Below are 12,529 nucleotides of genomic sequence, written 5' to 3' on the forward strand. Positions count from 1 at the left end.
TGGATTCCTTGAATGTTAGTATTAATATTATTTAGTAAAATGTTGCACCAGCCTTGTAAGAGTTGATTATAAATCGGTCGAATTAATTGCAAAACTTACAATATAAAATATGATGAAATTGGTTTAGCAATCTATTAAACAAAAATTAATAGATGGCAATTTACCAATCTATGTCTCATTGTCCTTAATTTGAATTTCCAAATTTTTTGATTTTCAAAAAGACCTTTTGTTTCTTTCTGTATTTGATAGTAATTTTAAATAACTTGTCATATTCACCATCTTCTATAATTACTGTTTTGTTGGTTAGCTGTTTTATCATGATAGGAATTGTGTTAGAATGTCCAACTACCAGAAAGTTTTTTCCTCTTGAGGAAATTAATTTATTGGAAAGCAAAATTAGACTGGATGAATCAGTTTTATATAATTCAATTTGCTTGTGCAATATATTCCCCAATGGTTTTACGGTTTCTTTGGTCCTTATGTAATCGCTGGAATATATGTCATCAATTTTCTTTGATCGCATAATATAGGTGAGTTCCTGTGCTCGCAATTTGCCATCTTCTGATAGTGGACTTTCGACTTCTTTATTTAGTTTTTCTGCGTGTCTTACCAGATAAATATTTGTTTTAGAAACACAAGAAAAAAATATCGGAAAGATAATGATACCTGATATTATCTTCATTTTATAAAAAGTATTTAAGATTGAATAATACTTTTCTATTTTAATCCAACCTGAGCACTGATTTCTAGCATCCGGTCTATTGATGACCTTGCATCCCTGATAACTTGTTCAGATAAAGTCACTTCAGGAAGTTCATACTTCATACACAAATAGAGCTTTTCCAATGTATTTCGTTTCATATGTGGACACTCGTTACATGCACAAAGATTATTTGGCGGAGCAGGAATAAAAACTTTCTCAGGGCAAACCTTATGCATTTGATGAAGGATTCCTGCCTCAGTTGCTACAATGAAGGTTTGACAAGAATCTTGTTGTACAAATTTCAACAACCCACTGGTTGAACCAATATAATCAGCAAGTTTTAAAACAATTTCTTCACACTCCGGGTGCGCTATAATCTTTGCTTCCGGATGCTGATGTTTTAGTTTTACTATTTTCTCATGTGAGAATATTTCATGAACCATACACGCACCATTCCACAATATCATTTTTCGACCAGTCTCTTTCTCCAAATAGGCACCAAGATTTTTATCCGGTGCAAAAATGATTCCTTTATCCCTTGGAATGCTGTTGATAATATGCTTTGCATTAGAAGATGTACAACAGATGTCTGTCAGGGTTTTTAGTTCTGCAGTACAATTCACATAACTTACAACGATGTGGTCTGGAAATTTTTCCTTGAATTTTGCAAAAACAGGTGCTGGACATGAATCTGATAAGGAGCATCCGGCTTTTAAATCCGGGATAACAACCTTTTTTTGCGGTGACAAAATTTTTGCCGTTTCTGCCATAAAATGGACGCCCGCAAAAACAATCATATCTGCCTTTGTTCTGGCAGCTTCTTGAGACAATTGCAAACTATCTCCAACAAAATCTGCAATATCCTGTATGTCTGAGTCTTGATAATAATGTGCCAATATGACAGCATTCTTCTCCTTCTTAAGCTTCCTGATTTCTTCAAATAAATCCAATTCTGGATCCAAATCTAAATCCAGAAAACCCTTTACATATAAATCCTTTTCGGCAACATTTAATTTTAACATGTTTGCTTAAATTTTGCAAGGTTAAACATTCTCCTTTTTCTTCACCATGGTAAGAATAGAAGCTATGGCAACTGAATCACCTGTTTCATCATAAACATCAACTACCCACTTTACAATTCCCTTGGCAATATCTTCCTCGCTTTTTTTCTCTTGTTCAATTTTTTCTTTTACGATTAATTTTACACCAATGGTCATTCCTGGATATACCGGCTTTATAAAACGACATTCGTCAATTCCGTAATTGAGTAAAACAGGTCCTTTCTTTGCATCCACAAACATCCCTGCAGCCTTTGACAATATATAATACCCATGAGCCACCCTACCTGTAAAAATAGTACCCTCTAATGAGGTAATATCCATATGAGCATAAAAGTGATCTCCACTTAAATTCGCAAAATTGGTTATGTCAGCTTCGGTTACCGTATGTTTTGCTGTTATCCAAAGGTCACCAACCTGAAGCTCTTCAAAATATTTTCTAAACAGATGAATTTCACTTTCATTGGTATCAGCACCATTCTGATAGGTCTTGCTGATTTTGGTAATCATACTTGGAGACCCCTGAATTGCTGTTCTCTGCATATAATGCTTAATACCACGTAGTCCACCCATCTCCTCTCCTCCTCCTGCACGACCCGGTCCACCATGAACCAACAAAGGCATAGGAGATCCATGACCTGTGCTTTCTTTCGCACATGACTCGTTCAACACCAATATTCTTCCATGGTAAGCAGCAGAACCGATAACATAATTGGATGCAATATCCGGATTTGAAGTGATGATAGAACTTACAAGTGATCCTTTTCCTAACTTAGAAATTGAAATTGCTTCATCAATGTCCTTATATGGAATCAAAGTGCTTACTGGACCAAATACTTCAATTTCATGGGATTGAAGATAATCAAAAGGTCGTTCATTTAACATAAGAATTGGGGACATAAATGAACCGCAACTTGCATCTACCCCAACTAAATTTACCATATTTAAATCACCATATACAATCGGTGTTAATTTAGCTAGATCTGCCACCTTTTCTTTAACTTCTGACAATTGTGTCCTTCCAACCAATGCGCCCATTCTTACTTCTTCATTGAGCGGATTTCCAATTATGGTTTTCTCAAGCCTTAGAGCAAGAGCCTTTTTGACCTCATCTAAATAATTTTCGGGTACAATTAATCTTCTAATGGCCGTGCACTTTTGGCCACACTTAGCAGTCATTTCTCGATGAACCTCTTTAATAAAAATATCGAAATCCGGAGTCCCTGGTTTGGCATCCAAGCCTAACACCGAACAATTCAATGAATCTGCTTCCATGTTAAAAGGAACAGACTCCTCGATCATTCTGGGATTTGCACGCAACATTCTTCCAGTCGTCGCAGATCCTGTAAAGGTGACCACATCTTGACTGGTTACATTGTTTAATAAGTCCCTTGCAGAACCACAGATTAATTGCAAGGAGCCTTCTGGTAAAATTCCTGACGCAATGATATCTTTTACCACGACTTCAGTCAGATAACTACTTACGGTGGCTGGCTTTACGATGGCTGGCATTCCTGCAAGCAAGTTAACAGATATTTTTTCCAGCATTCCCCAAATTGGAAAGTTAAATGCATTGATATGTATGGCCACACCTTCCTTCGGAACCAACAAATGATGACCAATGAAAGTGTTTGACTTCGATAGTGGAGCCAGGTCCCCGTCCAAACAGAAGGATTGATTTGGTAACTTACGTCGCAGACTAGCATAAGCAAACAATGTTCCGATTCCTCCATCGATGTCAATCCAACTATCTGCTTTGGTTGCACCAGTTTTATAACTTACGGCATAGTAAGCACCTTTTTTCTCTGTGAGAAATAATGCCAATGCTTTTAACATTCTTCCTCTTTCTTGAAAAGTCATTTTCCTCAATGCGGATCCACCAAATTTCCTGGCATAATTCAGCATTGCATTAAAATCCAATCCATCTGAAGAGGCATAAGTGATTATTTCATCATTGACTGCATTAATTAATGGAATTCCATCCCCATCTCCTTCAATCCATTTACCAAGACTGTAGTTTTTCAATTTCATGTTACTTGAATTTAATTGTATTCCAAGACAAATATAAATGGACAGCAATTCAGTCCAACTCAAATATTTACTAAAAGATAAATAAATCTTCGCTAAATCTCAATGCCAAACTGCTTCAAATGATGAACAGCATGCTTGTATAATAATGCTACGTTTTGTTCAAAATTTAGATCGCCAAAAAATGGGTTGCGAATCTGCAATTTCTCATTGGCAGCGTAAACTTCAAACATGTAATTTATCTCGTTTTCCAATTCATGTATGGCATCTTCAAAATGCATATGTTGAATAGGGTCTGGACGTTCCCCCATGAGGGCGTTTTTAGTGTTTTCTTTAAATGGAATATCAGACATTATGAAAGCCTGTAACTTATCCAATCTCTCTAATGGTGTAACAATTTCTCTAATACCAATCTTCCCATTTGCTACTTTGAAAGAACCTATCATGTGCTCAACCATTTCATGTGCATTCATAACGCCCCAATTCCCTTTAGCATTTGGTGCAAGTTTTCTCAAATGCTTGGAAAATTCTTCTCGTAAAAATGCTGCTTTATTCATAATCCTATCTAGAAAATTTGGCTGTGGCTTGTTGAGATCTTTTAAGTCTTCTTACATGTTAAGCCCACCACATACGCTTAACACCTGACCAGTTATGTAACTCGATTGTTCAGATGCCAGAAATGTTACCACATCAGCCACTTCTGATGCTTGAGCCAATCTTCCAAGTGGTATATTTTTAAGAAAATTTTCTTTTGTCTTTTCATCAAGTACATGCGTCATTTCCGTCTCAATAAAACCAGGAGCAATGGCATTGCAGCGTATATTTCTGCTGGCTACTTCTTTAGCTACTGATTTTGTAAAACCAATCATGCCCGCTTTAGATGCAGCATAATTTGCCTGGCCTGCATTACCAAAAATGCCTACCACCGAAGTAATGTTGATGATGCTTCCACTGCGTTGCCTCATCATTTGAGTTACTGCAAATTTGGTTAAGTTAAATGCAGATTTAAGATTGATATTCATCACCTGGTCCCATTGTTCTTCAGTCATTCTCATGAGAAGATTGTCCTTGGTTATCCCGGCATTGTTCACCAATATGTCCAATCCACCAAAATCTGCAACGACTTGTGTAATCAAATCTTTACTCGCTTGGTGATTCGATGCATCTGAAGCATAGGCTCTTATTTTTACTGGGTAAATTTCCAGTTTTGAAATGAGCTCTTGTGCTTTCTCAGGTGAACTTAAATATGTAAAAGCGACATTGGAACCATTTTTTGCAAGCTTTTCAACAATTGCCGAACCAATGCCCCTACTGCCACCAGTTACGAGGGAAACCTTGCCGGGAACTTTACACATACTTTTTTTTTAAGCGTATTGGAATTGATTTTTCTAATTATTTATTGTGGTCTTCGACTCTTAAAATTACTTTTATTTCTGGGTTTGTTATAATGCTTCTGATTCTTTCCTCCACCTTTATAATTATTAGGTCTGATCTTTTGATGTCTGGTATAGTTAGTTGCCACTTCCAACACTGTCTCCTCAGGTATTTCGAGCACTCCTTTACTCATATTGAACAAATCCTCCTTTATAATTTCATCGCTGACGTAATGTTCCTTATTCCAGTTTTTAAAAGCCATTTTCATATAACTTGCAATGATTACTGCAAAGGCCATTTTCTTTTTTGGGTCTTCAAGAGTAATAGCCTTTTGAATCATGGCATTCACATAATTCCCATAATGACGGTTTCTCTCCAATGCATGTGGATATTCAATTTTTTCAGGTATAATGATATCGTTTTCAGGAGTAGGAATAATTCCTGTTGGAGGAATAACATCAATTTTATATTGGGCAATTCTGAAAAAATGATGCCATAACTTCTTCCGGTGTTCTTCAAAGTTCCTGTTATAGGGAGTCATTATTTGCATGAGCTCAATGACCGTTTCAGCAAATGACTGACGATATTTTGGATCTTCTATTGCCTTACAATGAAGCACAAGATCTTGGACCATACGCCCATACTCAGGCATTATTAATTCATCAAGAGAGGTGTTATAAACAAAATGTACATCCTGCATAAATAATTTCTTTATTCTACTGTTACTGATTTGGCTAGGTTTCTTGGCTGATCAACATCACAACCTCTCAAGACTGCAATGTGATAGGATAAAAGTTGAAGGGGAATTACAGAAAGTAAAGGAGTTAATGGTTCAATTGTTGCCGGAATTTCAATACAAAAATCTGCGATTTTTTTAATCTCGTGATCACCACTTGCAACAATTGCAATTACAACTCCTTTTCGCGCTTTTACCTCCATAATATTGGAGACGATTTTTTCGTAAGCACTCTTATTGGTCGCAATTACAATAACAGGCATATTCTCATCTATTAGAGCTATTGGGCCATGTTTCATTTCTGCAGCTGGATAACCTTCCGCATGTATATAAGAGATCTCTTTCAATTTTAGTGCTCCTTCCAGAGCCACAGGAAAATTATATCCCCTACCCAAATAAAGAGCATTGTTGGTATTCTTAAATTTCTCAGCCAGGCTTGTGATATCATCGTTGGTATAGAGAACTTGGGATACTTTTTCAGGTATCTGAGCCAATTCTGCAATAAGCTGGTGATAATATGAATTACTAAGTGAACCGTTTTTATGGCCAAGAACAATTGCCATAAGTGATAACAATGTAACCTGACCTGTAAATGCCTTGGTAGAGGCAACTCCAATCTCAGGACCACAATGAATATAGGAGCCTCCGTGCGTTAAACGTGCGATAGAAGAACCTACTACATTAACTACCCCATAAACAAGTGCTCCCTTTTCCTTGGCCAGCTCTGCTGCTGCCAGTGTATCTGCAGTTTCTCCCGATTGAGAAATCACAATGACCACATCTTGTGGACCTAGGATGGGATTTCGGTATCTAAATTCTGAAGCATATTCAACCTCAACAGGAATTCTTGCCAACTCTTCAATTAAATATTCGCCAATTAGAGCTGAATGCCAGCTGGTACCACAAGCAGCAATAATGATCCTCTTTGCATTCGCTATTCTAATGGAGTGTTCTTCCAAACCTCCCAACCTGGCCCAACCCTCAATGGCACTTAGTCGCCCCCTCATGCAATCTGAGATAGTTTGTGGTTGTTGGTAGATCTCTTTCAACATAAAATGGGCAAAACCACTTTTCTCCAATTGATCAATACTCATATCCAATTCATGAATTATGGGCTCTTGAACTACTTCATTAGTAATGGTGGTCACCTCAATTCCATTTATTCTGGAAATCTCTACAACCTCCTCATCATTTAGATAAATTACCTTATTCGTGTATTGAATTATTGGAGAGGCATCTGAAGCTAAAAAATATTCATGTTCTCCGATACCTACTACCAATGGACTGGATTTACGAGCCCCCACAATTATATCCGGTTGGTTTTGGTCCATCACAACAATTGCATAAGCACCAATTACTTTAGTTAGTGCTTTTCTAACTGCATCTCCCAGACCGAGATTCTCCCTTTGTTGAATCTCCTCAATTAAATGAACCAAAACTTCAGTATCTGTTTCACTTTGGAATTGGTGACCTAATCTTCTGAGGGCTTCTTTAATGGTGGCATAGTTTTCTATGATCCCATTATGGATGATTGACAATCTACCCGAACCTGAGGAGTGAGGATGGGCATTTATATCATCTGGCTTACCGTGGGTAGCCCAACGAGTATGACCCATTCCAAGGGTTCCTTTTGGATGGTTATCCTTGGTAAAATCTATTAATTCCTGAACTTTTCCCTTCTTTTTGAAAACCTTTATTTCATGATCAAGAATGGCTATTCCAGCACTGTCATATCCCCTGTATTCAAGTCTTTGCAAGCCCTCAATAAGGATTGGGTAAGCGTCTTTAGTTCCGATATAAGCAATAATTCCACACATATTAAGTGTAAATATAATGTGTTTTGTGTTTATTCTGAGTATACAAGCCTAAGTTTTGCAGGATATTTTGAGTGTCGATTTCCATAGAGAACCACCCTTTGCGCCGACTCAGTTTTGTATAGAGGACTGATGATTAAATCAAGACCTTTCTTTTCTTTCACGCTCTTTTGAAAATGTGCAGAAATATTTAACCTGTAGCGGTAGACACTATTGCCATTTTCAACAATTCTTACAGGATTTCCTCCACAAATTGATAAATATTGACTTAAGTTGGTTAAATCCCTGGACAAATTTCTTCCAATTACATAATCCCTGATATCTTCTTCTTTTCCTGAACTCAAGTCCTGTAAAAATAACAATCCTGTGGGTTTATACCAACTTAAATTGTCCCCGGGAAGTTCAGCCACAAAGAATTCAAGTACTGCAAAATTTAAAAATTTATTTCCCCAACTTGAATCATAAGGCATTTGAAGTCTGGCATCACTCCCGCTCATCCCCTGAATAAAGAAAAGGCTATCTCCAGAGGTTTGGCCACTTATAAATAACCCGGCAGGACTGGATGAATTGTCAACTTTTATATGTGGTGCTTTAACTGCAAAATCTCCCATATTAAATACAAACTGACCTTGAGTAGTATCATTTATTTGATAGTAAATGGTAATTCTACTGTCACTGTTAGCGGGGTTTAATGCCATCATGGAAGCCTCCTGACTTGCTACTAAGCCTATACCAGGAAATAGGTAAATAAAACTATCTACATTGGTAAACACAGTATCAGGCATTTTGCGAAGAATATCCATAAATACTGAAGTGTCCAACGGAATCCTTAATTGCGGAAAAAATGATGAGGTCACATTGTTTTGTGTAACTTTCACAGAATCATTGCGATTTGGAATAAATTGTTCCAATACTCCCAGTCGAGTTGATTTAAGCCTTGCTTTAAAATCTGAATAATATCTAGTTCTTTGATCTAAAGGCTCGTCCAATTGAAACACTTCTATTTTTTGAAGTTTTGTAGGATCACCATAAAATTCAACAGTATCATATCGAATACTTAATACTACTGAATCAATTTTGTTGGTTAAAAAACTCCTTTCCTTGGTGGGTATAAACCTAATCTGACTATAAAACTCTGCTTCCACTTTACCAAAAATTGGGTCATCCATTTTGCCCAGTAAAAACGTGCCTGGCAGACCTGCATAGGCTGTTAAAAGGGAATCTTGTTGATATGGCTTCATGCTGAAGCTGAAAGTGTCCACACCTTTGGCATTAACCCACTCGTCAGAAATCAAATCTGTTCCAAGAGTCTCATTTTTATCACATGAAACCAAGGAGAAAAATACCATTGCAACTAACAAAACGCACTGCCCAATTGGTAAAACTAGGCCTTTCTTAAAAATTCTTAGATTCATCTGACAATAACGATGTCTAGGATAAAATAGTCTTGTAAAAATCAATATAGTCTGGCAAATAATTTTCTGCCGGGGTTTCGATAAATGGTTTATTCAAGCTATCAATAGCTAATTTAAGATTTTCTGAAATCTCCTGCGTCCCCTGAATGATTCCGTCAGCAAACTGGATGGCTCCCTTTTGCAAAGTAATTCCGGTTCCATTCTTAAATGGGCTAAGCTGATCGGCTTTCAAATTATTAATCGCGGCCTTTTTAAAGAAATCATCATTAAAATTTGATTCTAAACTCTTTTCATACAAAGAAAAGATAACCTTCGACTGCTTAAACACGGGGTCATTTTTATATACCGTCTTAAGATAAAAAGGAATCAAACTAGTCATCCAACCATGGCAATGAACCACATCCGGCGCCCATCCAAACTTTTTAACAGTCTCTATAGCCCCCTTACAAAAGAAGATCATCCGATCCTGATTATCTTCAAATGGTTGACCACTTTCATCTTCAAAAACATACTTCCGCTTAAAAAATTCATCATTATCTAGAAAATACACTTGAATACGAGAACCCGGAAGAGAGGCAACTTTAATGATTAAGGCATAATCGTCATCATCAATGATGATGTTCATTCCACTCAATCTAACTACTTCATGTAAACGGTGTCTTCTTTCATTTATAGTCCCAAATCTTGGCATTAAAATCCTGATTTCCATCCCACTGTCCTGTGCAAAAGCTGGAAGTTTTTGAATCAAGGATCCTATGCCGTCTTGATCTAAATAGGGGTCCATTTCTTGTGTTATGTATAAAACTCTGTTTTTACTCATGGTTTGATTAACATGCAATATCCAAAAACGGAGTGCAAAAGTACAACATTTTAAGCATAAAGTCTAATACTTAACCATTAGAATTGACCTAATTCTCTGAAAAACAATGAAATAGTTCTCTAAGCTTTCAATTCTTCCGTTATTATATTAAAACAATTTTAGATAGGAATTTGTCCTAATAGTGGCTTTTAACTAGAAAGTCAAATTGAAATTACCCTTGATTTTGGATCTCTATTTGATTTTGAAAGGGATTTTTCCCTTTTTAATTTCTTAAATAAAAGTTTCCAGGTAGAATCACAAAAAATTCAGCAAAACTCTAAATCTTAAAAACTAATTCTGTTTATTTCCTTCGCAAGAATTTCTGGAAACTCATTGGGAGAACAACTAAATACTGGAAGACCTAAGTCGGCAAGCTTTTGCCCCACAGTAATGTTATACTCGGGTTGGCCCTCATCATTTAATGCAAGAATACAGTGCATTTTAAGTTCGAGTTGTATAAGTGTGGACATTATCCCAAATAGGTCCTTGTGTTTTCCTCCATCATCAAGATCTGAAATCAAAAATAGAATCGTTTTTGAATGTCTGTTTAATTTTTGGTGCACATAATTTAGTGCCATTCCTATGTCCGTTCCTCCACCCATCGGAACACTAAACAAAATATCTACTGGGTCCTTATATAATCCTGTTACATCCGTAATCGAAGTATCGAAAAAAATTAGATGTGTCTTTATACTCTTTAATGAAGCTAATATTGATCCTATAATACTTGCATAAATTGCACTACTGATCATTGATTCGCTTTTATCAATCAGCAAAACAATCTCTGGCAATTGATTTCCTCGATGATACCCATACCATCTTTCCGGAATAACCTTTCTACTGCTAGTTTGGTAGTGTTTCAAATTTGATCCTATAGTTTTTTTCCAATCAATCCTGGCGTGTTGGGGATTGATTACTTTGCTTCTTCCAGTCAAAGCTGATCGTATAGCACTTGAAAGTTTAGGCTTTAACTTTTTTTCTGTCTCCTCCACCAACTTTCTAATGAGAATTTTGGCCACTGCTTTTGTTTTGTCCGGAAGTAACTCGTGCAATGTCAGTATGGAGGAAACCATATGGATGTTTGGTTCTATTTTTTCTAACAACTCAGGTTCAAGTAGCATTTCTTTAATACCCTGACGTTCCAAAGCATCTTGTTGCAACAATCGAATAACACCAACTGGAAAATGTGTCCTGATGCCGTCTAACCATCTTCTTATTTTGTGCTGGGTTTTACCCATCCCAGCAGCTTTCTCTTCTGAATAAACTTGTGACAATAACTCCTCCACGGCAGTCTCCTCCGTCGATAAATTGATTTCTTCATCCCGAAGTCCTTTCTTGCCAAGGACCATGGTCCAACGGTTATTCATATGGCTGCAATGTAATGACAAAACGATTAATTTCAGTCTGTTACATCTTTTAATAAATATATTGATTTTTTCTTACACTCAACCTATTGATTAGTCTTGACACAAACAACTTTCAAAGGATTATTCTTCCTGTCATCCGCATTACTTTTGTGTTGACAAACCTGTCTTTAAAACTAATTCTTCAGGACTAATAAATATTTTTAAATTGGTTTATCCATTCAGGACGTAAATCAATTATTCTCTCTGGTTTATTAATGATTGTGTAGATGACAAGTGCCGAAGAATTAATCTCCGTTTGGCCTAGCCAACTTTTAATACCATCCAATCCCTGAGGACAAATATCATTTGCTAGGTCCACAATAAAATCTTCACAACCAATAAATTTGATATCCTTCGATTCAACTAGAATACAAGCCCATTCATAAAGAGCCGGATTATAATAAAGCTCAGGTGCAAAAAATGACATTTTGAGTTGCTCCATTGATAATATTACCAAACCATCTTCATTATGATGCTCCGATACATGCACCCATTCTTGTTGAGGCGTCATAAATGGATGGGCATAAAGGGCAGTTCTTGCATATCTTTTGTATAAATCCCTAAATTGATAAATTTTCAATTGAACAGCTGGTATCAAAACCATCCACTTTATTTCTTCATGTACTTTTTCTGGTCCCATCAGAATAAATTCATGATAACTGACGGATTTTGCTAAGCGGTGGAAAAATTCAGCTCTTGAATCAACGCTCATTTCATTGATAAATGGGCAAAAGTCTGAGAGCCACTTTTTTTCAGTTGGATCAAGGTCGATTCTGAATTTTTCATACCAAAAATCATTTATTTGATTCTGAAAAATAAAGATCCCCACGCCAAGCACTACAAGTGGAATTAATATATAAGCATTTGGTTCAGAACCACTATAGCTCCAGATAAAGTACAACACAGTAATGATTAAGACAGGCAAAAGAAAATATCGGTAAGGCATCTTATTAGTAAAATTTAGAGCACGGGTAAAAATAATTCAAAAAACTCTATATTTGCGTCCCCTTAGTCATAATAACCAAGGTGTGGAAGGTACCTTAGCTCAGTTGGTAGAGCAACGGACTGAAAATCCGTGTGTCCCTGGTTCGATTCCTGGAGGTACCACAAAATTTGAATCCTGTCCATTAAGTGGC

The 12,529-nt window shown here is 36.6% G+C and carries 11 protein-coding genes and 1 tRNA gene; 1 reads left to right on the top strand and 11 read right to left on the bottom strand.

The features are described 5' to 3' along the window. Nucleotides 1-184: 184 nt before the first annotated feature. The 11 genes from IPJ53_01260 to IPJ53_01310 all read right to left on the bottom strand — a co-directional run bounded on the left by IPJ53_01260 (nucleotide 185) and on the right by IPJ53_01310 (nucleotide 12,339). Nucleotides 185-682, bottom strand: coding sequence for a histidine phosphatase family protein (locus IPJ53_01260; protein MBK7797718.1), 498 nt, complete (start codon nucleotides 680-682; stop codon nucleotides 185-187). 35 nt (nucleotides 683-717) lie between these two features. Beyond that, nucleotides 718-1,725, bottom strand: a complete 1,008-nt coding sequence (gene nadA, locus IPJ53_01265) for a quinolinate synthase NadA (protein ID MBK7797719.1) — start codon at nucleotides 1,723-1,725, stop codon at nucleotides 718-720. A 21-nt stretch (nucleotides 1,726-1,746) separates the two neighbouring features. Further along, on the bottom strand, nucleotides 1,747-3,792 hold the full coding sequence (gene paaZ / locus IPJ53_01270; GenBank protein MBK7797720.1) for a phenylacetic acid degradation bifunctional protein PaaZ: 2,046 nt from the start codon (nucleotides 3,790-3,792) through the stop codon (nucleotides 1,747-1,749). Between the two features lie 92 nt (nucleotides 3,793-3,884). Beyond that, complete coding sequence (locus tag IPJ53_01275) at nucleotides 3,885-4,346, bottom strand: hypothetical protein (protein MBK7797721.1); 462 nt, start codon at nucleotides 4,344-4,346, stop codon at nucleotides 3,885-3,887. A 51-nt stretch (nucleotides 4,347-4,397) separates the two neighbouring features. Then, nucleotides 4,398-5,144, bottom strand: coding sequence for a 3-oxoacyl-[acyl-carrier-protein] reductase (gene fabG, locus IPJ53_01280; GenBank protein MBK7797722.1), 747 nt, complete (start codon nucleotides 5,142-5,144; stop codon nucleotides 4,398-4,400). Between the two features lie 41 nt (nucleotides 5,145-5,185). Beyond that, a complete protein-coding gene (locus tag IPJ53_01285; GenBank protein ID MBK7797723.1) occupies nucleotides 5,186-5,863 on the bottom strand; it encodes a DUF4290 domain-containing protein in 678 nt (225 codons plus the stop codon). 11 nt (nucleotides 5,864-5,874) lie between these two features. Then, complete coding sequence (glmS, locus tag IPJ53_01290; GenBank protein MBK7797724.1) at nucleotides 5,875-7,716, bottom strand: glutamine--fructose-6-phosphate transaminase (isomerizing); 1,842 nt, start codon at nucleotides 7,714-7,716, stop codon at nucleotides 5,875-5,877. A gap of 29 nt (nucleotides 7,717-7,745) precedes the next feature. Further along, a complete protein-coding gene (locus tag IPJ53_01295) occupies nucleotides 7,746-9,128 on the bottom strand; it encodes a DUF4270 family protein (GenBank protein ID MBK7797725.1) in 1,383 nt (460 codons plus the stop codon). A 16-nt stretch (nucleotides 9,129-9,144) separates the two neighbouring features. Beyond that, nucleotides 9,145-9,948, bottom strand: a complete 804-nt coding sequence (locus tag IPJ53_01300) for a glycogen/starch synthase (GenBank protein ID MBK7797726.1) — start codon at nucleotides 9,946-9,948, stop codon at nucleotides 9,145-9,147. 323 nt (nucleotides 9,949-10,271) lie between these two features. Beyond that, complete coding sequence (locus IPJ53_01305; protein ID MBK7797727.1) at nucleotides 10,272-11,354, bottom strand: VWA domain-containing protein; 1,083 nt, start codon at nucleotides 11,352-11,354, stop codon at nucleotides 10,272-10,274. Between the two features lie 187 nt (nucleotides 11,355-11,541). Continuing rightward, nucleotides 11,542-12,339, bottom strand: coding sequence for a hypothetical protein (locus IPJ53_01310; GenBank protein ID MBK7797728.1), 798 nt, complete (start codon nucleotides 12,337-12,339; stop codon nucleotides 11,542-11,544). 88 nt (nucleotides 12,340-12,427) lie between these two features. Here IPJ53_01310 and IPJ53_01315 point away from each other — a divergent pair. After that, nucleotides 12,428-12,500 (top strand) — tRNA-Phe (locus tag IPJ53_01315). Nucleotides 12,501-12,529 lie beyond the last annotated feature (29 nt).

This window comes from Candidatus Vicinibacter affinis, assembly GCA_016714365.1.
GTDB classification, from domain to species: Bacteria; Bacteroidota; Bacteroidia; order Chitinophagales; family Saprospiraceae; genus Vicinibacter; species Vicinibacter affinis.

Coding starts and splice junctions, on each gene's coding strand:
- IPJ53_01260 (MBK7797718.1), bottom strand. CDS start 682: ATGAAGATAATATCAGGTATCATTATCTTTCCGATATTTTTTTCTTGT.
- nadA (MBK7797719.1), bottom strand. CDS start 1,725: ATGTTAAAATTAAATGTTGCCGAAAAGGATTTATATGTAAAGGGTTTT.
- paaZ (MBK7797720.1), bottom strand. CDS start 3,792: ATGAAATTGAAAAACTACAGTCTTGGTAAATGGATTGAAGGAGATGGG.
- IPJ53_01275 (MBK7797721.1), bottom strand. CDS start 4,346: ATGAATAAAGCAGCATTTTTACGAGAAGAATTTTCCAAGCATTTGAGA.
- fabG (MBK7797722.1), bottom strand. CDS start 5,144: ATGTGTAAAGTTCCCGGCAAGGTTTCCCTCGTAACTGGTGGCAGTAGG.
- IPJ53_01285 (MBK7797723.1), bottom strand. CDS start 5,863: ATGCAGGATGTACATTTTGTTTATAACACCTCTCTTGATGAATTAATA.
- glmS (MBK7797724.1), bottom strand. CDS start 7,716: ATGTGTGGAATTATTGCTTATATCGGAACTAAAGACGCTTACCCAATC.
- IPJ53_01295 (MBK7797725.1), bottom strand. CDS start 9,128: ATGAATCTAAGAATTTTTAAGAAAGGCCTAGTTTTACCAATTGGGCAG.
- IPJ53_01300 (MBK7797726.1), bottom strand. CDS start 9,948: ATGAGTAAAAACAGAGTTTTATACATAACACAAGAAATGGACCCCTAT.
- IPJ53_01305 (MBK7797727.1), bottom strand. CDS start 11,354: ATGAATAACCGTTGGACCATGGTCCTTGGCAAGAAAGGACTTCGGGAT.
- IPJ53_01310 (MBK7797728.1), bottom strand. CDS start 12,339: ATGCCTTACCGATATTTTCTTTTGCCTGTCTTAATCATTACTGTGTTG.